The sequence below is a fragment of the Sphingomonas echinoides genome (assembly GCF_029623395.1).
GTDB classification, from domain to species: Bacteria; Pseudomonadota; Alphaproteobacteria; order Sphingomonadales; family Sphingomonadaceae; genus Sphingomonas; species Sphingomonas echinoides_A.
In genome coordinates, this window is sequence record NZ_JAPYKK010000022.1 from 35555 (window position 1) to 57139 (window position 21585).

The following is a 21585-nucleotide window of genomic DNA, read 5'->3' on the forward strand; positions in this document are numbered from 1 at the left end:
TGCTATCCCTGCTTTGCCGTCGCCGCCGCAACCCGCGTCGGTCTGACCTTCTGGTCCGGCGTCAGGAACGCTCCTGCCGACAGGACGACCCGTTCGGTGCCGTTAAGCCCCTCGACGATCGAAACGCCCCGATCCGAGACTTCGCCGACCTTGATCGAACGCCGGACGATCTTGTCGCCGGGCCCCATCACATACACGAAATTGCCCTTCTCGTCGCTCTGGATCGCAGAATTGGGCAGTTGCGGTACATCCGTCATGCCCGAGACGACCGAGGCGGAGGCAAATCCGCCCGGGCGCAGCGCCGGATTGTACGCGAGCGCAATGCGCGCAATGCCCTGTCGGCTCGTCGGATCGATTACGGGGGAGACCTGCCACACTTCACCCGTGAAGCTGTCGCTGCCGCCGACCGGCGTTACGTTTGCGCGTGCCCCGATCCGCAACCCGCGCAGGTCGCTTTCGCTGATCTGGGCGCGCATTTCCATCTGGCCGCCTTCCGCGAGGCGGAACAGCGTTCCTGTGCCGGGCCCGACGATCTGGCCCGGCTCGACCGCGCGAGTCAGCACTAGGCCCGCCGCGGGCGCCCGAATGTCGAGACGATTGGTGCGCGCATTGGCCTCGCCAAGCGTCGCCTGCGCCACCCGTACGCGCGCTAGTGCCGCATCGCGGGTTGCTGCCTTGCGTTCGAGGTCTGCCTTGGACAGGAAGCCGCGCGTCACCAGCGTCTGCGCACGGTCGAGTTCGGATTGCGCGATCGCGGCATCCGATTTCGCGACCGCGATCTGTGCGTTGAGCGATGCCGCGGTCTGCGTCTGAACCGAGCGATCGACCAGTGCGAGAACTTGTCCCTTGGCGACCCACTGGCCGGGCTCGACCAGGACGCGCGTGACCATCCCGCCGTCTCCGGCGACACCGACCGGCATCTCGCGGCGCGCAGCGAGCGAGCCGGTCGCCGAAACGACGCGCGCGACGCTCGACCGACCCGGTACCACCACCGACACCAGCGGCAATTGCTCGACCGCCTTGGCGACCGGCTTCGCGCGGCCCAACGTGAAATAGGCGATCGCCGCCACGATCAGGATGACGGTGATGATTCCGACGATCAGCCCGGTCCGCCCGCGGCGCGGTGCGTCCGGACCGGGGAGCCCGAGTATCTCCTCATTGCCGATCGCACGCGTCTCGTAATTCATCTGAGCCAATCCAGATCCTCAGGGTCTTGCGACCCTACCCCCGCCCGTGCCGTCCATGAACGGCAACCGTGCCTGCAACACTGTGTTATAGGAATAAACCACCAACCTCAAGAGGGGTAATTATCGTGCGTTACATGCCGCTTTTCGAAGCGCGCTGCAAGGTAAGCATGCAGCGTGGCTACAGGAATTGAACGTGTGTTGCGCAGCGACACCACACACTTCAGGTGCAGTTCCAGTATCTGATGATGCTGTTCAGCGTTTTAGTACGGCACGTCCGGGGTGATATTGGCGTGTCGCATGCGCAGCGACGTCGGCCGGGTAGAACCACACGGGGCGAAGTTTGCCGCCGGCATAGCGCTCTGCCTGATCGCGGAAATGCGGGGAGGCCGGATCGCCGCTTTCGCCGCCCGCGGTGACCGCCCAGGCGTGGACCTTCGGCCCGAACTCGACCACCGCGACGAAGCTGTTACCGCTCGATCCGTACAGCTTCTTGGTGTTGGGATAGGGGCGTGCACCGAACGAGGCGAGGCTACCCCATTGCGCCGAGGTGAACGGTACCGGGCTGCTCGGCTGCGCGTCGTCGAAATGCGGCTGGATCGAATCGTCGAGACGCTGGAAACGATTGATCTGGCCCCAGCCGACTTGCCACGTCCCAAAGTCGCGGGTGAGCTGGTCGGCGGCTTCGCCCAGCGCGTCCAGCTTGCGGTTGTCGGACACACGCGTGGCGATATGGTCGGGAACGTTGATCTGCTCGGCCTGAATGAAGGTACCCGCTTCGCGCCACATCTTGCCGCCCCACACCACCCCGAGCGTGGTCGCAACCGAGTCCGCCCCCCAGCGATAGTTCCAGCCGCGCAGCACGCCGATCGGCCCCGCTAGTTTCGCGCGGCGCGCGTCCTTGTCGGGCAGCGCGTCATACGCCTTCACCAGCGGCGGGATCAGCCGCACGAAGGCGGGAAGGTAGCTGTCATAGGCGGCGGCCATCAGCCGTTCGGGCGTGAAGTCGTGCTTGCCCGTCAGCAGCAGATCGGCATGGACCCCGCGCGGGTTCTCGCCGAATGTGTCCATATAGCGGGGGTAATCCTTGGCCTTGGGACTGTCGGGTCCGGCGGCGCTCCACGGCCAGTCGTTGGTGTTGCGTACCCAGCCGACGCCGGGGTCGATCGCATTGGGCAGCGAGGCGACGGTGTGCAGGCCCTTCCAGTCGGTCGCCGGGTCCGCGCCGTCGACCGGCTTGCCATAATCGAAACCGTCGTTGCGAACGGGCACGAACTGCGGGTGGAGATAGGCGATCGCCCCCTTGGCGTCGGCGAACAGCGTGTCGTTCGACGAATTGGCCTGGCGCTCGGCGACCTTCATATAGCTGGCGAGATCTTGCGCCTTGGTCCTGAGCCAACTCTGCTCGAGTGCGGGGACGGGCTTCCACATCAACCCTTGCGCGATCCACTTGCCACCCTGCGCCGCGACGATCGGGCCGTGGTGTGTGGCATAGGTGGTGAAGCTGCGACGTGCGAGCGTGCCGTCGGCCTTGCGGTAGGCAAGGGTGATGGCTCGGGTGGTGACAGGCCGCTGGTCGCTGCCGTAGCGGTAGGTGATCGCGTTGCCGGCGCGCGTGATGTGCTCCGCGAATGAATCGACATTGTCGACGCCCGAGGAGGTGTGCATCCACCCGGCTTTCTCGTTGAAGCCCTGGTAGATGAAGAACTGCCCCCAGGTCGACGCGCCGTAGGCGTTGAGCCCCTCGCGACTGGTCATTTGCAATTCGGCGCGGAAGTAGAAGCTGGTGTGCGGGTTGATCAGCAATAGCGCGTGCCCGTCGACCGTGTTGCGCGGCGCGATCGCGATGCCGTTCGATCCGCGGGGTTCGCGGGGGACGGGGCCGGCGTCTTCCTCTGCCACCGCGATGCGTTGGCCTCCGTAGAAGGCGGCGAGATCGGTCAGCGAAATGCGTTCGATATCGCCGCCGATGCTGCCTTCGGTGAACGACAGCGCCATCCACGGTTCGAACCGCGTGATCACCTTGGGGCGAGTCCCGGGATGCGTCGCGAGGTAATAGTTGAGCCCGTCCGCCCATGCGCGCATCAGCGCCTGCAGATAGGCGGGGCTCTCGGCGTAGCGCGCCTGCAGATCGGTCGGGTCGGCGAACAGGCGTTGGCGGAGGTCCGCCCACAAGGCGGTCTCGCCCTCGGCTTCGGCAGTGCGGCCGAGTGCGGTCAGGTAATTGGCCTCGATCCGTGCGAAATCATCCTCCGCCTGTGCGTAGATCGCGCCGAACACCGCGTCCGCGTCGGTCGTCCCGCGGACATGCGCGATCCCCCAGGTGTCGCGCGTAATCGTGACGCGGGCGGCCTCCGCCTTCCAGCGGGCGCGTTCTGACGGGGCGGGCGCGGCCGCCGTCGACAGCAGCGTCGCCGCCAGAAGGAGAGCAGCGCGCTTGCGCATGGCGGGGGCGGGGGTATCCATGGCGCAGGACGCTATCGGGCATCGTGCCTCGCGACAACTCTTGGGGTGGATGATGCGGCGGATCGCAAAGACGTGGCTGATCGGGATGGCCGTGCTGGCGATGGGCGCAGCACCTGCACCGACGCGTACGATCCTGCTGCGGCCTGCTGCAGTGTTCGACGGGGTCGATCCGGTCGTACATACCGGATGGCAGGTGTTGGTGACGGGCGAACGGATCGTTGCGGTCGGCCCTGCGCTCGCAGTGCCGGCGGGCGCGGAGACGATCGACTTGCCGGGCGAAACGCTGATGCCCGGGATGATCGAGGGGCACGGGCATCTGTTCCTCCACCCGTATAACGAGACGTCGTGGGACGAACAGGTGCTCCACGAACCGCTCGCGCTGCGCACCGCGCGCGCCACGGTGAGCGCGCGGGCGACGTTGCTCGCGGGCTTCACGACCGAACGCGATCTTGGGACCGAGGGGGCGGGCTATGCCGACGTCGGGCTCAAGCAGGCGATCGCGCAGGGGATCGTGCCGGGGCCGCGGATGCTCGTCGCGACACGCGCGATCGTCGCAAAGGGGGCGTATGGCCCCAAGGGGTACGAACCGGGCGTCGACGTTCCCCAAGGGGCTGAGGAAGCGAGCGGCGTCGATGACGTGGTGCGCGTCGTCCGCAGCCAGATCGCGGCCGGGGCGGACGTGGTGAAACTGTACGGCGACTATCGCTGGGGTCCGGGCGAGCCGAGCCGCGCGACCTTCTCGCAGGCCGAGATGACCGCCGCGGTCGCCGCTGCGCATGATGCGGGCCGGACCGTCGCGGTTCATACGTCGACGCCCGAAGGCATGCGCCGCGCGATTGCTGCGGGAGCGGATACGATTGAGCATGGCTATGGGGGGACGGCCGAGATTTTCCGGGCGATGGCGGTGCGCAAGATCGCCTTGTGCCCGACGCTCGCGGCGTCCGATGCGGTGTCGCGCTATCGGGGATGGACCGGCGCGGACCCGGTACCGCAGGCGGTGGCGGAGAACCGTACTGCGCTTGCGCTGGCGCGATCGGTCGGGGTACCGATCTGCATGGGGGGCGACGTCGGCGTGTTCGCGCATGGCGAGAATGCGCGCGAAATGGTGTTGCTGGCGGAGGCCGGAATGCCGATCGCCGACGTGCTGATCGCGGCGACCTCCGGGAACGCCCGCGCCTTCCACCTGACCGATCGCGGCAGCATCAAGCCGGGTCTGCTGGCCGACCTGATCGCGGTCCGCGGGGACCCGTTGCACGCGCTCGACGCGGTCCGCCGGGTCGACTGGGTGATGAAAGGCGGAGTCGTCGTACCGCGCTGACCGCCGATTCATGCTGTTGAAGAGAGTTATAATTCTGCTGTGAAAACAGCATGTTAATAAATATGTACCGATCGGACGGTATATTCTTCTTGCAATGCAGCATTCGCGGCGACACCTTTGTGTCCGCATTGCGGCGGCATGCCGAAAGAGCAAGGCCGCGCTGGCCGGCCAGCCAAAGCGATGCGCGACATGGGGATCATAGAGTGACGACTTCATATGTGGGCATCTTGCGCCCGGTATTCGGCGCGACCGCGTTGGGGCTGCTTGCTGCCTGTGCGCAAAAGGCACCGCCGCCGCCGCCGGTGCCGCAAGTCAGTGTCGCTATACCGTTGCAGCGCGACGTCACCGATTGGGATGAATACGTAGGCCGGTTCGAGGCGATCCAGGACGTCGAACTGCGTCCGCGCGTTTCGGGAACGATCGAGCGAATCTTCTTCAACAACGGCCAGCGCGTGAAGAAGGGCGAAGCTCTCTTCACGATCGATCCGCGCCCCTATCAGGCCGCGCTGGCGCAAGCGCGTGCGCAAGTCGCCAAGGCGCAGGCGTCGGTGACCAACGCGCAATCCGAACTCACGCGCGCCAACGTGTTGCTCAAGGCCGAAGCGATTGCGCGCGAGGAATATGAGACCAAGCTTGCCGCGGTCCGCACCGCGCAGGCAGACCTGGGCGCCGCGCGTGCCAATGTGACGACCGCGCAACTCAACCTGGGCTTCACGACCGTCCGGTCGCCGATCACAGGGATCGTGTCCGACCGGCGCGTCAGCATGGGCAATTATGCGACCGAGGCCACCACCGTCCTGACGCGAGTCGTCTCGACCGATCCGATCTGGTTCTCGTTCGAAGGGGCCGAGAGCTTCTATCTCAAATATTTGCGCCAGGCGAAGTCGGGTGAGCGCGGCTCGTCGCGCAACACCGCCAATCCGGTCGAAGTCCAGCTCGCCGACGAGAAGGGCTTTCGTTGGCACGGGAAGATGGAATTCGTCGACAATGCGATCGATCCCAATTCGGGGACGATCCGCGCGCACGCCGTCATCGCCAATCCCGATGGCTTCCTGACGCCGGGCCTGTTCGGTCGCGCACGGTTGCTGGGCTCCGGCCATTACCGCGCGATGCTGGTGCCGGACGAAGCGGTCATCACCGACCAGACGCGCAAGCTCGTCTATGTCGTCGGGAAGGAAGGCAAGGTCATCGCGCGCCCGGTCGAGACCGGTCCGCAAGTGGAGGGGCTGCGTGTCGTCAAGTCGGGGCTCGCGCCGACCGAGCATGTCGTCATCGACGGGATCACGACGCTGCAACCCGGCGCGACGGTCAAGGAAAACCTGGTCAAGATGAAGCCCAAGGCGGCGGACACCGCGCCGCAATCGACCCAGGAAAGCGCGCCACCCGCCTCCGACGCGACCGCGAACTGAGGCGCAGCCAGTGAGATTTCCCCATTTCTTCATCGATCGCCCGATCTTCGCGGCGGTCCTGTCGATCCTGATCATCGTGTTCGGGGTCGTGGCGTATCCGGGGTTGCCAGTCGCGCAATATCCCGAGATCGCGCCGCCGACCGTGGTCGTCAACGCGACCTTCCCGGGGGCGAACGCCGAGACGCTCGCCGCCACCGTCGCCGCGCCGCTCGAGGAATCGATCAACGGCGTCGAGAACATGATCTACATGTCCTCGTCCGCGACCGGTGACGGCGCGCTCGCGATCACCGTCACGTTCAAGCAGGGCACCAATGTCGATCAGGCGCAGGTGCTGGTGCAGAACCGCGTCTCGACCGCCGAGCCGCGTCTGCCCGAGGAAGTCCGCCAGATCGGCGTGACGGTCCGCAAGAATTCCCCCGACATTCTGATGGTTGTCGCGCTGACGTCGCCGGATGGCTCGCTCAGTTCGTCCTATGTTTCCAATTACGCCACGACGCAGCTGATCGATCGCTTGTCGCGTATCCCCGGCGTGGGTGGCGTGCGCGTGTTCGGTGGGCGCGACTATAACATGCGCGTCTGGGTCGATCCCGATCGTGCGGCGTCGCGCAACCTGACCGTCGACGAGATCGTCGCCGCGGTCCGCGCGCAGAACGCACAGGTCGCCGCGGGTTCGGTCGGGCAGCCGCCGTTCAACGAGGGCGGGACCGCGTTCCAGCTCGGGATCCAGGCGACCGGACGGTTGACCAAGCCCGAGGAATTCGGCGCGATCATCGTCAAGCGGGACGACCAGGGGCGGCTGACGCGTCTGCGCGACGTCGCGCGGATCGAGCTCGGCGCGCAGGATTACACGATCAACGCGATGCTCAACAACAAGTCGATGACTGCGATCGGTATCACGCAGTTGCCGGGCTCGAACGCGCTCAGCACGGCGGATGCGGTGAAGGCGGAAGTCGCCAACGTCGCCAAGAGCTTCCCGCCCGGCCTGACCTATTCGATCCCGTACAACCCGACCGAGTACATCCAGGCGTCGATCGAAGCGGTCGAGCATACGCTGGTCGAGGCGCTGGTCCTCGTTGCGCTGGTCGTGCTGCTGTTCCTGCAGAGCTGGCGTGCGGCGATCATCCCGATCATCGCGATCCCGGTGTCGCTGCTCGGCAGCCTCGCGGTGCTCGCGGGGTTCGGTTTCTCGCTGAACAACCTGTCACTGTTCGGCATGGTGCTCGCGATCGGGATCGTGGTCGACGATGCGATCGTCGTGGTCGAGAACATCGAACGCCTGATGGAAGAGGAGGGGCTTTCCCCGCGCGATGCAGCGCACAAGACGATGGACGAAGTGTCGGGTGCGTTGATCGCGATTGCGCTCGTCCTGTGCGGCGTGTTCATCCCGACGAGCTTCATTCCGGGCATTTCGGGGCAGTTTTACCAGCAGTTTGCGCTCACAATCGTCTCCGCAACCGCGATTTCCGCCTTTGTGTCGCTGACTTTGTCGCCCGCGCTCGCCGCTTTGATCCTCAAGCCCAAGCATGATGCCGAGCCCAAGCCCGGTATCCGTGGAGTCGGCACGCGGTTTGCCCGCGGGTTCAACCGTGGGTTCGACTGGCTTGGCAACCGCTTCGGCAAATTCACCGCGCGCGCGATCCGCAGTCTTGCGATCATCGGGATCGCCTATGTCATCCTGATCGGGCTTGCCGGATGGCGCTTTGCCGCGACCCCGACCGGGTTCATCCCGGCGCAGGATCAGGGCTATCTGATCGTCGCGGCGCAGTTGCCGCCGGGGGCTTCGCTCCAGCGGACCAACGAGCTGATCAAGCGCGCGGCCGAGATCGCGCACAAGAACCCGGCGACGCAGGATACGGTCGCGTTCGCGGGGCTCGACGGCGCGACCTTCTCGACCGCGTCCAACGGCGGCGCGATGTTCATCACGCTCAAGTCGCACGCTGATCGTGGCGCAGCGGATGCGATCGCCAACGAGATGCGCAAGGCGTTCGCGCCGCTCAGTGCCGGGTTGCTGCTCGTCATTCCGCCACCGCCGGTGCGCGGGATCGGGACCGGCGGCGGCTGGAAGATGCTGATCGAGGATCGCGGCAATCTCGGGTTCAAGGCACTTGAGGGTGCAGCGTTCGGGATGATGATGAAGGCGAACCAGACACCGGGGATCACCGCCGCGTTCACCAGCTTCAACAACCGCACGCCACGCCTGTTCGCGGACATCGACCGCGAGCGCGCCGAGCAGTTGGGCGTGCCCGTGTCGAGTGTGTTCTCGACGCTCGGCAGCTATCTGGGGTCGTCGTACATCAATGACTTCAACTATCTGGGGCGGACCTACCGCGTCACCGCGCAGGCGGATGCGCCGTATCGCGATCAGGTGTCCGACGTCGGACATCTGCGGACTCGGTCGGCGGCGGGCAACATGGTGCCGCTGGATGCAGTGATGACGCTGCGCAACGATACTGGCCCGTATCGCGTGGTGCGGTACAACCTGTATCCGTCGGCGGAATTGCAGGGCGACACGTCGCGCGGCTATTCCTCCGGGCAGAGCCTGCAGGCGATGGCGAAGATCGCGAGCGAGACGTTGCCCAAGGGCATGAGCTACGAATGGACCGAGATCGCGTTCGAGCAGCAGCAGGCGGGCAATACCGGCTCGCTGGTGTTCGGCCTCGCGGTGCTGTTCGTGTTCCTGCTGCTCGCGGCGAATTACGAAAGCCTGGTGCTGCCGTTCGCGGTCATCCTGATCGTGCCGATGTGTTTGCTGGCGGCGATCGTCGGCGTGAACCTGATGGGGATGGACAACAACATCCTGACCCAGATCGGGCTGGTCGTGCTGATCGGGCTTGCCGCGAAGAACGCGATCCTGATCGTCGAGTTCGCGCGCGCCAATGAGGATGTCGGGATGGAGCTCCATGCCGCCGCCGAACATGCCGCCGAACAGCGTCTCCGCCCGATCCTGATGACGTCGATCGCGTTCATCCTCGGCGTGTTGCCGCTGGTGCTCGGGTCGGGTCCAGGCGCCGAAATGCGCAAGGCGTTGGGTGTGGCGGTGTTCTTCGGGATGATCGGCGTGACGACGTTCGGCCTGCTGTTCACGCCGAGCTTCTATGTCATCAGCCGCAAGGGGGGCGATTGGGTCGCCTCGAAAATGCGCCGGAAGCGTGGCGCCGCGACGGAGGACCATCCGCCCGCGCTGCCCGCTCCGGAAGGAAAACCGGCATGAAGCGTATCCTGAGCGTCCTTCCTGCGTTTGCGCTGTCGGCGTGCGTCGTCGGGCCGAACTACAAGACCCCGACGACCCCGGTGCCGCCAAAGGGTGGCGCGTTTGCCGAGGCCGGGATCGGCAAGGGAGTTACCCCCACGCCGCTGCCCGACCATTGGTGGCGGCTGTACAACGATCCCGTCGTCGACCGGCTGGTGGCGGACGCGCTGGCGCACAACACCGACATCCGCGTTGCGGCGGGGAATCTCGAACGCGCGCGTGCCGTCCTGTCCGAACAGCGTGGCGCGCGGTTGCCGACCACCAGCCCGACCGCGAGCTTCACGCGCGCGCAGATCAATACCGCGAGCCTTGGTTTTGGGGGCGCGGGGACGGGTGTCGGGACTGGCACAGGAACTGGGACCGGAACCGGGACGGGAACGGGAACCGGAACCGGAACCGGAACCGGAACCGGCGGTGCCGTGACGCCGCAGTCGTTCGTGTTCAACAGTTTCAAGCTCGGCTTCGACGCCTCTTATGAGGTCGACCTATTCGGCGGCATCACTCGCGCGATCGAGGCGGCGCGCGGCGACGTGCAGGCGGCGCAGGCGCAACTCGACGCCTCGCGCGTATCGGTCGCCGCGGAAACCGCGCGCGCCTACGCCAGCGCGTGCAGCAACGCGCAGCAGCGGGCGGTGGCCACAGAGACGGTCGCGTTGCAGCAGCGCACGCTGGGCCTGACCAACACGCTGTTCACCGCCGGGCGCGGCACGCGGCGCGACGTCGATCGTGCGGACGTGCTGCTCGCGCAGACGCAGGCGACGATTCCCGGCTTCGAGGCGGAGCGGCGGGCGTCGCTGTATGCGCTGGCGGTGCTGACCGGCCTGCCGCCCGAACAGATCGACGCGGCCGCCAATGCCTGCAAGGCCCCGCCAAGAGTGCGCGATATCGTGCCCATCGGCGATGGTGTCGCGCTGATCCGCCGTCGCCCCGACGTGCGCGCGGCGGAGCGGACGCTTGCGGCGGACACCGCGCGGATCGGGATCGCGACCGCCGAACTGTACCCGAAAATCTCGCTGCTCGGCTCGATCGGGCTCAATGCGCAGCGCGGGAGCCAGCTGTTCAAGAGCAGCGCCGTGACCTATTCGGCCGGCCCGCTGATCTCGTGGAGTTTTCCCAACCAGACGATCGCGCGTGCGCGGATCCGCCAGGCGCGGGCCGGCGCGGATGCTAGCCTTGCGACCTTCGACGGGCGCGTGCTGACCGCGTTGCAGGAAGTCGAGCAGGCGCTCGCCCGCTATTCTGGGGCGCTCGATCGCAACGCCGCGTTGCGCCGTGCCGAAGCATCGAGCAGCGCGGCGGCGAAACTGTCGCAACTGCGCTTCGATTACGGCGCGGACAGTTTCCTGCTGCTGATCCAGGCCGAACGCGACCGTGCCGACGCGCGCGCCGCGCTCGCGCAGTCGGATGCGGCGGTGGCGGATGCGCAGATCAGCCTGTTCAAGGCGCTTGGCGGCGGGTGGGAAGACGCCCCCGCGGCGGTCCGCCGCGAGCCGGTCGTCCAGCCGTGAAGCGGATCCGCAGCGCGTTGTTCATGCCCGCGTCAAACGCACGCGCGATCGAGAAGGCGCGCGAGCTCGACTGCGACGCGGTGATCCTCGATCTGGAGGACGCGGTCGCGCCCGACAGCAAGCACGCGGCGCGCGCGCAGGCGCTGGCGGCGGCGCGCGCCGGCGGGTTTGGCGAACGGTTGCTGGTGCTGCGCGTCAACGCGCTGGACACTGACTGGGGCGAGGCGGATCTGGAGGCGGCGCGTGGAGCCGGGTTCGATGCGGTGCTGCTGCCGAAGGTGTCGCATCCCGACGATCTCGCGCTGGCACGCGCGACGCTGGGCGATGTGCGTGTGTGGGCGATGATCGAGACGAGCGCGGCGATGCTTGCCTTGCCCGCGATTGCAGCGGCGCCGGGGCTTGGGTGCCTGATCGCGGGGACCAATGATCTGGCGAAGGAGATGCGCTGCACGCCGGGGGCTGACCGGATGCCGTTGCTGCCACATCTGGTGGGAATCGTCACGGCTGCGCGCGCGCATGGGTTGATGGCTTTGGACGGTGTTTCCAACGTGCTGGCGGATACGCCAGAGCTGGCGGCGGAATGTGCGCAGGGTGCGGCGTTCGGGTTCGACGGAAAGACGCTGGTTCACCCGGCACAGATCGCCCCGGCCAACCGCGCTTTCGCGCCATCGGCGGAGCAGGTGCGCTGGGCAGAGGCGGTGATCGCGGCGTTCGCCTTGCCGGAGAATGTGCGGCTGGGCGCTATCCGCGTGAACGGCGAGATGATCGAGCGGTTGCATCTGGCGCAAGCCGAGCAAATCGTGGCTAGCGCCTAACCCAAACCGGCGAAGCCAGCAGTCCTTCTTCTACCTTTGTGGCTTTGTGTCTTTGTGCGAGAAAATTTGATCACGCAAAGGCGCAAAGCCGCGAAGAGAGAAGGATTCCTGTTTCTCGCGGGGCATCTTCTTGCTCTTCAATCTTCGCGCCTTTGCGTGAGAAAGTCTTTTTCTCGCACGAAGACACAAAGCCACAAAGGTAGAGGGCAGGAGTGACAGCCTGCGGCGCCGCTCTTAGCGCAGCACGCGTCCTGCCACCGCATCCAGCTTCGCCAGCACCGCCGGGTCGCGCGCATCGGGTGACGTGATCAGCGCGTGGTCGAGCACCGTATCGAGCGGGGAGGGCGTCCGTTCGGGCGGAAGTGCGGCGACTAAAGCCGCAACCGTTTGACGCGCAATCGCGCCGTTCGCGCCCATTTGCTTGATGACTTCGCTCACCTCCACGAACGCCGCTTCCTCCCGCCAGCAATCATAGTCGGTCACCATGCCGATCAGCGCGTACGGCAGCTCCGCTTCGCGCGCGAGCTTGGCCTCTGGCATCGCGGTCATGCCGATGACGTCGGCGCCCCATTGGCGATACATCAGGCTTTCCGCCCGCGTCGAGAATTGCGGGCCTTCCATCGCGAGGTAGGTCGCGCCCTTGGTGACGTTTCCGCCCGCGCTGGCGACGGCTTCCGCGGCGAAGGCGGACAGGCGGGGGCAGACCGGCTCTGCCATCGAGACATGCGCGACCATGCCGGTGCCAAAGAAGCTGGGGGGCCGCTGGGTGGTGCGGTCGATGAACTGGTCGACGACGACGAACCGGCCGGGTTCGAGCTCCTCACGGAGCGATCCGATCGAGGAAATCGCGAGGATATCGGTGCAGCCGGCGCGCTTCAGCGCATCGATATTGGCGCGTGCGTTCAATTCGGACGGGCTGATGCGATGCCCGCGTCCGTGGCGTGGCAGGAACACCAGCTCGACCGCACCGATATTGCCGAACAGCAACTCATCCGAGGGCGCACCCCACTGCGTATCGATCCGCCGCCATTCCGGATTTTCCAGCTGATCGATCGCGTACAGCCCGGAACCGCCGATGATCCCGATTTTCCAAGTTGCGCTCATGCCGTTCCCAATTCCTGTTCCAGACGCGCGAGCCATGCTTGCGCTTGCTTGGGTTCCCCGACCGCGTCCGATCGCACCGGTCCGCGCGCCGCGACGAAGTCCGCGTGGAGCGCAAACGGCTCCATCCCCAACGTGTCGCGCAGCTCGTCGATCGTCTCGCCCAATTCGATCAACGCTGTGACGGTCGCGACCGACGCCGGAGTCTCGCCCTTCTTGCCCTGATGCCCGAACAGGCCCCAGCGCCCCTTGGCGGTGGTTTGCAACGCCGCGATCAGCGCGGTGCGGTAGTCGGTTTCATGCTCGATCCGGTCGGCATCGATCCGGGCGAGGCGGTCGGCGCGTGCCATCAGATGACCTTCATATCGCTTTGATAGTGATACCAGGCGAAGATCGCGGCCGCGCCGCGATGCGGTCGCCACGCTTCGGCCAGTTCGCGCACCAGCTTCTCGCTCGGGCGCGCTTCATGGCCGAGCAGGCGCCCGATCTCGATCTGCACCGCCAGATCGCCCGCGGGCCATATGTCGGTGCGGCCTTCCGCGAACAGCAAATAGATTTCAGCTGACCAGCGCCCAATGCCCTTGACTGCGACCAGCTTGGCTATCGCTTCCTCATCGTCCTCGGGCAGATTGGCGAGATCGAGTTCTCCGCTGGTGACGAGCGTGGAAAGGCTCCGCGCATAGCTCGCCTTTTGGCGCGACAGGCCCGCGGCGCGGAGTTGTTCGTCGGTCGCGGCGATGATGTTCGCGGGATCATCGAGGCTGCCGACGATCCCCTCAAGCTTCCGGTACGTTGCCTGCGCCGAGGTCACGCTGACCTGCTGCCCAATGATCGTGCGCAACAGCGTGCCGAAGCCGCGCTCGCTGATCCGCGGCGGGGGATAGCCGATCCGCTCCAGCGCCACCGCGAACGCGGGTTCGCGCGCGGCGAGCGCGTCCATTGCTTCGGTCAACTGTTCTGTGGTCAAGCCCATGTCGAACCCCGTGCTTGCCGCTTGCGTCGCGGCGCTCGGCTGGGCATGGCAAGCGCGACGCAGTGATACAAGGATTCACCTATGCCCAAGCTTATCGTCGTGACTCGTGAAGGGGAAGAACGCGAGATCATGGGAGAGGCCGGCCTTTCGGTGATGGAAGTCATTCGCGACGCCGGGATCGACGAGCTGCTCGCTCTGTGTGGTGGTTGCTGCTCTTGCGCGACGTGCCATGTCCATGTCGACCCGGACTTTGTCGCCAAACTTCCCAAGATGAGCGCGGACGAAGACGATTTGCTCGATTCCTCCGCCGATCGTAACGAAACGTCGCGTCTGTCGTGCCAGGTCGCCTTCACCGACGCGCTCGATGGCCTCAAGGTGACGATCGCCGCCGAGGATTGAACGGTATCCCCTTAAGCCTCTTCCCGGCCATTGCCGGGGAGAGGCTTAGGAAAAAAATGCTACCGGCTCGCTGCCGCGTAGAGCGCGATTGCAGCGGCGTTGGAGACGTTGAGGCTCTCCATCTTCGGCGAAATCGGCAACCGCGCGAGCTCGTCGCAATGCGATGCAGTGTTCTGCCGCATGCCTTCGCCCTCGGCCCCCAGCACCAGCGCGACCCGCTGGGTGCCCATTGCCTGGGTGAGCGTCTGCGTCGCCTCGCCGGTCAGCCCGACCCGCCAGAACCCCGCTTCCGCGATCTCGTCGAGCGCGCGCGCCAAATTGACTACGCGAACCCACGGCACGATCTCGAGCGCGCCAGACGCCGCGCGTGCGATCGTCCCCGATTCGGGAGGAGCGTGCCGGTCTGGCGTGACGATGCCAAGCGCATCGAACGCCGCCGCCGAACGCATGATCGCGCCGACATTGTGCGGGTCCGTGACCTGGTCGAGCACGATCAGCGGACGCTTGTCGTCCTGCCCCTGCTGCAACAGGTCGGCGAGCCACATGTCCTCAAGCGGATCGACTTCGATCACGATGCCCTGGTGCGGCGCGTCGCCCGGCACAAGCCGCGCGAGGTCGGTCACTTCGGCAAATACGATCGGCACATCCGCGGGGATGTCGAGCGCCGCGCTCGCTTCGCGCGTCGCCCAGATCTTGCGGACGACGCGTTCGGGGTTCTCGAACGCAGCGGCGACGGCGTGCCGCCCCCAGAACCGCGGGCGGCCCGCCGGGGCCTGGGACGGACGATGTCCACGACGTGCTGCCATCAACGCTGCTCCAGCTTTACGAAACGCAAGTTAGTCACGATTATTCTTCCTCGTCGGAATAAGCGAAGGGGTCGGTCGCGACCGGCTTGGTCGGCAATGGCGGGCGAGGCAAGGCCTTGTCCGCATTTGCTGCATTGACCAGGAACGATGCGAGGATCGTCGCGCCCTGCCGCATGTCGTCGCCCTTCAGGTGATCGAACGTGTCGATGCTCGAATGGTGCACCCGGCTGTCATAGTCGAGCGGATCCTGGATGAACTGGAATCCCGGCACGCCGACCGACTGCAGGAAGACGTGATCGGTCCCGCCGGTCTTGCGGATCACCACGTCGGTCGCGCCCATCGGTGCGAACGGCGCGAGCCAGTCGCGGAAGATCGGCACCACCGCCGGATTGTTCTCGACATAGATGCCGCGGATCTTGCCCGAGCCATTGTCGAGGTTGAAATAGGCCGCAAGATCGCCCCAGCCCGGGCGTGGCGTGATCGGCCAGCGGTTGGCCCAGCCGGTGTAGAGTTTCAGCCCAGTCAGCTTCGGGTCGCCGGGGGTGCCGCGCGTGGCGAGATGCTTCTCGACATAGGCGAGCGAGCCGAGCAGCCCCTGTTCCTCGCCCGCCCACAAAGCGAAGCGGATCGTCCGCTTGGGGCGGATGCCGGTCTTGGCGATGATCCGCGCGGCCTCCATCACCATCGCGGAGCCGGCGCCATTGTCGGCGGCGCCATCGGCCGCGACCCACGAATCGAGATGCGCACCCGCCATGACATAACCAGCCTTGGGGTCGGTTCCGGGAATTTCGGCGAGGACGTTGTACGCTTGCGTATCGCTGTCATCGAACCGCACGTCGCTGGTGATCTCGAGCGTTGGGGCGGGGCCGACCTTGGCAAGGCGCGCGAGGCGGCGGTAATCTTCCGCCGCGATCTGCACTGCGGGGAGCGACGGCGTGTCCCCGACCCCGAACGTATAGCCTTCGCCGCTGACGAGCTTCCCGTCGCGATACGCCATGGTCGCCATCGCGACCGCGCCTTCCGCCTTGAGGAACGCATCGAGTTTCTTGGCATAGTCGAGCCGCTTGACGCGGCGGTCGACCGCGTCGGGGTCGTAGTTCGGCTGCTGGTACTGATCGAGCTTGCGCAATTCCTCCGCGCTGTAGCGCTCGAACGCGGCTTCCTTCGGCTCCGATCCGGTGTCGGGGAGGGTGACGAGGACGATCTTGCCGGAAAGCTGACCGTGCCATTTGGCGAAGTCGCGCTCGTGCTTCATCGGGGCGACGATGATCGGCGCGCGCAGTGGGCCGTTGGTCGCGGGCGTCCAAGCGATCGGGATCGCGGTCAGCGGGATCGGGCGCGGGGTCAACATCCGCACGCTGGAGCTGACGATCGACCAGCCGCGGCCGAAATCGAACCCCTCCTTGTGGACGTTGCGCAGGCCCCATTCGGTGAATTTCGCCTGCGTCCAGGCTTCGGCCTGCCGCATCGCGGGGGAGTTGGTCATGCGTGGGCCGATCACGTCGGACAGATGCGCGGCGATCGGCATGACGTCGCTGTGCGCGGTGCCTTCGTCGAGGATCCGGGCGAGTTGCGCGCGATCGCCGCTCTGCGCAAACGCGGGCATCGTGGCGACGAGCGCGACGGTGCTGGCAAGAAGCAGGAATCGACGCATGATAACCCCCCGGTCGTTGAACGCCGCCCGACCGGCGACGGTCTGACCGGTATGCGGGCAGCGCGACCGGTGCAAGCCCGACCCGATTGTACAAATTCCCGCTGCTGGGGCGTTGACAGCACGCCAACCGGTCGGCATTGGACGCCCTCGCTTTTCGGAGCGACCATCCCCCCGGGGATGCGAGCCTGGGGACAGGTGGCCGAGTGGTTAAAGGCAGCAGACTGTAAATCTGCCCGTGCAAGCGTACGCTGGTTCGAATCCAGCCCTGTCCACCATCTTCTTCCGGCGGTTCCGGAAGATTTCAGCGTCAGAGAGCAGGTCGATGTCGCCCCTTGGGGGGACATGATCGATCGGTGCGCGGGCGTCATGTGCGCCTGGTGCCGCGTACGAACCGATCCGGCGTGACTGCCAGGTTTGTGGCTCGGCGGGATCTTTACAGAACCGCGGCTGGCGCACATCGTCGCGCAGTCTTCGAATACCCTTTCCTGCAGGGCAATGGCGTCGTGCCAGGGCCTTACCCTTCCCGGTCGATCGACCAACCGTCAAGGATTCGCCATGCGCCGCGTCGCCATAGTTCACGGCCATCAGGGCCGCGTCGGAAGCGCGTTCGCGTCGCGTCTTGCGCGGGACGGGTTCGAGGTGATCACCGGGGAGGCGATCTCGCGGATCGAGTGGCCGATGATCGACGCACGCGCCTATCTGTTCGACTGCGCTTACCAGCATGAGGATCCGGTCGGGCACGTCCAGCGCGCGGCGAAACACCTCGAGGATTGGCGACGTCTGGGCGGGATCTTCATTCCGTCGTCGATGCATATCGGGACCGATACCGCTTACGGCCGCGCAAAGCTGATAATCGAACAGCTCGTCGCCTTTTATCGTGGCGAAGGGGCCAATGTGGTGACCGATCGGATCGGGTATTTCCCCGGCGACGGCGTCGCGGGGGACAAGAACAACCCGTTCTACCATGAGCTGGTGACGGGCGACGTGCTCTACGCCCGTGTCATGGCGCGGTTGGCGTCCCATGCGGAATGGCCAGTATCTGGCGAAGCGGTGCGGGGAGCAGCGCCGTCGATACACGCAGTGCAGGCGAACGTGGCGATCTCGAAAAGCTGAAGCCGGACCGGGAACGCAGCTGCCGGATTATCGGGGTCGGCGGTGGAGCGGGTAACGGGAATCGAACCCGTGTATTCAGCTTGGAAGGCTGCTGTACTACCATTGTACTATACCCGCAACGCGTTGGCGTCACACCGTCATGTCGGCGGCGCAGGCTACCATGAGTGGCCTACCGTCCGTCGATGGGATGGCCATTCGCATGATCGCGCACTGGCGGTCAATATCCCGCCGACGTTTCCGCGACATTCCTTCCGTCACCTGGAGACGGATTCGGAGAGGCTGGGCCAGACTAGTATGCGCCGATCCGCTCAGGCGTTCGCTTCGGAATTGTCGATCCAATAGCCCGCAAACGCGACCAGGAAGAGCAGGATAACGACCAGCACCACCGCGACTGGTTCAAGCGTACCCACGGCGCGTTTCAGCATATCCAAGCGATCATCTCCTACTCGTCCGGCAAGCGTTTTCTCTCCGCCGGTGTCCGACGGGAGATATGAGCCGCGACTATTACGCTCTTGGCGGGGGATCGCGGGGATCGCCCATCCGATGTTCAAGAGTGTATGGACCGACGCAAGATTCGCAACGGGCGTTAACGCTTCGTTAATCCTATCTTGCCCGGCGTGTGGCTCAAATCGGGACGGCAACGTTCTGGCTGGTTGATGGCCAGCCACGATGGACAGCGGACGTACGAACGGGCCAGCGGTCTCCGGCGGCAATCCGCCGCAAAAAGTTTCTTCTGCAACCATTCCTGACGTCATTGGGCCTTGGCGTGCGTTACGGAATCGGCGACAGGCCAGCGAAACAAGCGAAGAGGATGCCATGCGGATTATCGATCATCATATCGCCGGGCTCGCGAATGGCGGGGCAGCTGGTGGCGCGACCCGGACCGGTGACGTGTTCGACCCCAACACCGGGCAGGTCCAGGCGACGGTGAGGCTTGGCACGCAGGCCGACCTCGATACGGCGATTGCCGCCGCGCAAAAGGCGCAGCCGGGCTGGGCCGCGACCAATCCGCAACGCCGCGCGCGCGTGATGTTCGAGTTCAAGCGGCTGGTCGAGCTGCACATGGACGAGCTTGCTGAGCTGCTGTCGTCCGAGCACGGCAAGGTGATCGCGGATTCGAAGGGCGATATCCAGCGCGGGCTCGAGGTGATCGAATTCTGCTGCGGTATCCCGCATGTGCTCAAGGGCGAGTACACCCAGGGTGCGGGGCCGGGGATCGACGTCTATTCGATGCGCCAGCCGCTCGGGATCGGTGCGGGGATCACCCCGTTCAACTTCCCCGCGATGATCCCGCTGTGGATGTCGGGCGTCGCGATCGCGACGGGCAACGCGTTCATCCTCAAGCCCTCCGAGCGTGACCCTTCGGTCCCGGTCCGGCTCGCCGAGCTGTTCCGCGAGGCGGGGTTGCCCGAGGGCATCCTCCAGGTCGTCCACGGCGACAAGGAAATGGTCGACGCGATTCTCGATCATCCCGCGATCAGCGCGGTGAGCTTCGTCGGTTCGTCGGACATCGCGCATTACGTCTACAAGCGCGGCGTCGCGGCGGGGAAACGCGTCCAGGCGATGGGCGGGGCGAAGAACCATGGGATCGTCATGCCCGATGCGGATCTCGATCAGGTCGTCGCGGATCTGTCGGGCGCGGCGTTCGGCTCGGCGGGCGAGCGGTGCATGGCGTTGCCGGTCGTGGTGCCGGTCGGCGAGAAGACCGCGATCGCGCTGCGCGAAAAGCTGATCCCGGCGATTGCCGCGCTGCGGGTCGGGGTCTCGACCGACAAGGACGCGCATTACGGCCCGGTCGTGAATGCCGCGCACCGCGCGCGCATCGAGCAGTGGATCCAGACCGGCGTCGACGAGGGCGCGGAGCTGGTCGTCGATGGGCGCGGGTTCGCGCTTCAGGGGCATGAGAAGGGGTTCTTCATCGGCCCGTCGCTGTTCGACCATGTCACCCCGTCGATGGAATCGTACAAGGAGGAAATCTTCGGGCCGGTCCTCCAGATCGTCCGCGCGGACGATTTCGATCATGCCGTCCGGCTTCCGAGCGAGCATCAGTATGGCAACGGCGTGGCGATCTTCACGCGCAACGGCCATGCGGCGCGCGAATTTGCGGCGCGGGTCAATGTCGGGATGGTCGGGATCAACGTGCCGATCCCGGTGCCGGTCGCCTATCACACGTTCGGCGGGTGGAAGCGCAGCGCATTCGGCGATACCAACCAGCACGGCATGGAAGGCGTCAAGTTCTGGACCAAGGTCAAGACCGTGACGCAGCGCTGGCCCGACGGCGGGGTGGGCGACGGCGCCAATGCGTTCGTGATTCCGACGATGGGCTGAGGCGCTTCGCCTCCCTGATGACAGCATAAGAAAGCCTCTCATGACCGACCAGTTCGACCTCACCGACGATCAGCGCGAGATCCAGGAGCTCGCGCGCCGCTTTACCGCCGACCGGATCAGCCCGTTCGCGGCGGAGTGGGACGAGAAGCACATCTTCCCGCGCGACACGATCAAGGCGGCGGCGGAGCTGGGCTTCGCGGCGATCTACGTTTCCGAGGAATCGGGCGGGATCAATCTCGGGCGGCTCGAAGCGGCGTTGATCATGGAGGCGATGGCCTATGGCTGCCCGTCGACCTCGGCGTTCATCTCGATCCACAATATGGCGAGCTGGATGATCGACCGGTTCGGCGGGCAGGGGGTGAAGAACAAGTACCTCCCGTCGCTCGTCACGATGGACCGGATTGCCAGTTACTGTCTGACCGAGCCGGGCTCGGGCTCGGACGCCGCCGCGCTCAAGACCCGCGCGGTCCGGGATGGCAATCATTATGTCGTCAACGGCACCAAGCAGTTCATCTCGGGCGGCGGCGAGAACGAAGTCTATGTCACGATGGTCCGCACGGGTGAGGAAGGCCCCAAGGGCATTTCGTGCCTGGTGATCGAGAAAGACATGCCCGGCGTCAGCTTCGGCGCGAACGAGCGCAAGCTGGGCTGGCACTCGCAACCGACCGCGCAAGTGGTGTTCGAGGATGTGCATGTCCCTGTGGATAACCTTGTGGGCGGCGAGGGCGAGGGGTTCCGCATCGCGATGATGGGGCTCGATGGCGGGCGCTTGAACATCGGGGCGTGTTCGCTCGGCGGGGCGCAGCGGTGCCTCGATGAATCGATCGGGTACACCAAGGATCGCAAGCAGTTCGGCAAGGCGATCGGGGATTTCCAGAACACCCAGTTCATGCTCGCGGACATGGCGACCGACCTCGAGGCGGCGCGCGCATTGCTCTACATGGCGGCAGCGAAGGTGACGGCGAACGCGCCAGACAAGACCAAGTTCGCGGCGATGGCGAAGCGGCTGTCGACCGACATCGGCTCGCTGGTGGCGGATCGCGCGCTGCAATTGCATGGCGGCTACGGCTATCTGATGGATTACCCGATCGAACGCTTCTGGCGCGACCTTCGCGTGCATTCGATCCTCGAAGGGACCAATCAGGTGATGCGGATGATCATCGGGCGCGAATTGACGCGCCAGTAGATCCCGCGAAGCGAAGCCCCCTTCCTCTTCGTGGCTTTGTGGCTTTGTGCGAGAAAGAGTCTTCGCGCACGAAGC

The 21585-nt window shown here is 65.7% G+C and carries 17 protein-coding genes and 2 tRNA genes; 10 read left to right on the plus strand and 9 right to left on the minus strand.

The features are described from left to right. Positions 1–2: 2 nt before the first annotated feature. Positions 3–1187, minus strand: a complete 1185-nt coding sequence (locus QBJ92_RS13310) for an efflux RND transporter periplasmic adaptor subunit (RefSeq protein ID WP_277970189.1) — start codon at positions 1185–1187, stop codon at positions 3–5. 252 nt (positions 1188–1439) lie between these two features. Beyond that, entirely contained in the window at positions 1440–3650 is a 2211-nt protein-coding gene (locus QBJ92_RS13315; RefSeq protein ID WP_277970190.1) for a penicillin acylase family protein, read from the minus strand. Between the two features lie 49 nt (positions 3651–3699). On the opposite strand from QBJ92_RS13315, the gene QBJ92_RS13320 reads away from it, so the two are divergent. From QBJ92_RS13320 to QBJ92_RS13340, 5 genes are all read left to right on the plus strand, one after another. Next, positions 3700–4968: a metal-dependent hydrolase family protein gene (locus QBJ92_RS13320; protein ID WP_277970214.1), complete on the plus strand. Its 1269-nt coding sequence runs from the start codon at positions 3700–3702 to the stop codon at positions 4966–4968. 218 nt (positions 4969–5186) lie between these two features. Next, positions 5187–6377 (plus strand): efflux RND transporter periplasmic adaptor subunit, encoded by a 1191-nt coding sequence (locus tag QBJ92_RS13325; RefSeq protein WP_431358402.1) that lies wholly within the window; start codon positions 5187–5189, stop codon positions 6375–6377. 10 nt (positions 6378–6387) lie between these two features. Continuing rightward, entirely contained in the window at positions 6388–9588 is a 3201-nt protein-coding gene (locus QBJ92_RS13330; RefSeq protein ID WP_277970192.1) for an efflux RND transporter permease subunit, read from the plus strand. Continuing rightward, positions 9585–11135: an efflux transporter outer membrane subunit gene (locus QBJ92_RS13335; protein WP_277970193.1), complete on the plus strand. Its 1551-nt coding sequence runs from the start codon at positions 9585–9587 to the stop codon at positions 11133–11135. Before QBJ92_RS13330 ends, QBJ92_RS13335 begins: the two co-directional genes overlap by 4 nt. Next, positions 11132–11950, plus strand: coding sequence for an HpcH/HpaI aldolase/citrate lyase family protein (locus tag QBJ92_RS13340; RefSeq protein ID WP_277970194.1), 819 nt, complete (start codon positions 11132–11134; stop codon positions 11948–11950). The genes QBJ92_RS13335 and QBJ92_RS13340 overlap by 4 nt, the downstream gene beginning before the upstream one ends. 234 nt (positions 11951–12184) lie before the next feature. On the opposite strand, the gene mtnP is transcribed toward QBJ92_RS13340, so the two are convergent. Genes mtnP through QBJ92_RS13355 form a run of 3 tightly spaced genes read right to left on the minus strand, consistent with a single transcriptional unit; the run spans position 12185 to position 14024 of the window. Beyond that, positions 12185–13054, minus strand: a complete 870-nt coding sequence (gene mtnP, locus QBJ92_RS13345; RefSeq protein WP_277970195.1) for an S-methyl-5'-thioadenosine phosphorylase — start codon at positions 13052–13054, stop codon at positions 12185–12187. Beyond that, on the minus strand, positions 13051–13401 hold the full coding sequence (locus QBJ92_RS13350; RefSeq protein ID WP_277970196.1) for a hypothetical protein: 351 nt from the start codon (positions 13399–13401) through the stop codon (positions 13051–13053). Before QBJ92_RS13350 ends, mtnP begins: the two co-directional genes overlap by 4 nt. Then, positions 13401–14024, minus strand: a complete 624-nt coding sequence (locus QBJ92_RS13355) for a DNA-3-methyladenine glycosylase family protein (RefSeq protein WP_277970197.1) — start codon at positions 14022–14024, stop codon at positions 13401–13403. The genes QBJ92_RS13350 and QBJ92_RS13355 overlap by 1 nt, the downstream gene beginning before the upstream one ends. Before the next feature lie 81 nt (positions 14025–14105). Between QBJ92_RS13355 and QBJ92_RS13360 the strand changes: the two genes are divergently transcribed. Then, positions 14106–14423, plus strand: a complete 318-nt coding sequence (locus QBJ92_RS13360; protein WP_277970198.1) for a 2Fe-2S iron-sulfur cluster-binding protein — start codon at positions 14106–14108, stop codon at positions 14421–14423. A gap of 59 nt (positions 14424–14482) precedes the next feature. Here QBJ92_RS13360 and rlmB read toward each other — a convergent pair whose 3' ends face one another. After that, the gene (gene rlmB, locus QBJ92_RS13365) at positions 14483–15229 is read right to left on the minus strand and encodes a 23S rRNA (guanosine(2251)-2'-O)-methyltransferase RlmB (protein ID WP_277970199.1); all 747 of its coding nucleotides are present in this window, start codon (positions 15227–15229) and stop codon (positions 14483–14485) included. A 40-nt stretch (positions 15230–15269) separates the two neighbouring features. Further along, positions 15270–16883 carry a M20/M25/M40 family metallo-hydrolase gene (locus QBJ92_RS13370; protein ID WP_277970200.1) on the minus strand — a complete coding sequence of 538 codons (1614 nt, stop codon included), beginning with the start codon at positions 16881–16883 and terminating at the stop codon, positions 15270–15272. Positions 16884–17072: 189 nt separating this feature from the next. On the opposite strand from QBJ92_RS13370, the gene QBJ92_RS13375 reads away from it, so the two are divergent. Together QBJ92_RS13375 and QBJ92_RS13380 are read left to right on the plus strand one after the other, a co-directional pair. After that, positions 17073–17158: transfer RNA gene (locus tag QBJ92_RS13375), tRNA-Tyr, on the plus strand. Between the two features lie 280 nt (positions 17159–17438). Beyond that, positions 17439–17996 (plus strand): hypothetical protein, encoded by a 558-nt coding sequence (locus tag QBJ92_RS13380; RefSeq protein WP_277970201.1) that lies wholly within the window; start codon positions 17439–17441, stop codon positions 17994–17996. Positions 17997–18039: 43 nt separating this feature from the next. Here QBJ92_RS13380 and QBJ92_RS13385 read toward each other — a convergent pair. Next, positions 18040–18113, minus strand: a tRNA-Gly gene (locus QBJ92_RS13385). Positions 18114–18304: 191 nt separating this feature from the next. Beyond that, on the minus strand, positions 18305–18427 hold the full coding sequence (locus QBJ92_RS13390) for a hypothetical protein (RefSeq protein ID WP_277970202.1): 123 nt from the start codon (positions 18425–18427) through the stop codon (positions 18305–18307). Positions 18428–18812: 385 nt separating this feature from the next. On the opposite strand from QBJ92_RS13390, the gene QBJ92_RS13395 reads away from it, so the two are divergent. Together QBJ92_RS13395 and QBJ92_RS13400 are read left to right on the plus strand one after the other, a co-directional pair. After that, positions 18813–20324, plus strand: coding sequence for a CoA-acylating methylmalonate-semialdehyde dehydrogenase (locus QBJ92_RS13395; protein WP_277970203.1), 1512 nt, complete (start codon positions 18813–18815; stop codon positions 20322–20324). Between the two features lie 40 nt (positions 20325–20364). Next, the gene (locus tag QBJ92_RS13400) at positions 20365–21510 is read left to right on the plus strand and encodes an acyl-CoA dehydrogenase family protein (RefSeq protein WP_277970204.1); all 1146 of its coding nucleotides are present in this window, start codon (positions 20365–20367) and stop codon (positions 21508–21510) included. The last annotated feature ends 75 nt before the right edge of the window (positions 21511–21585 follow it).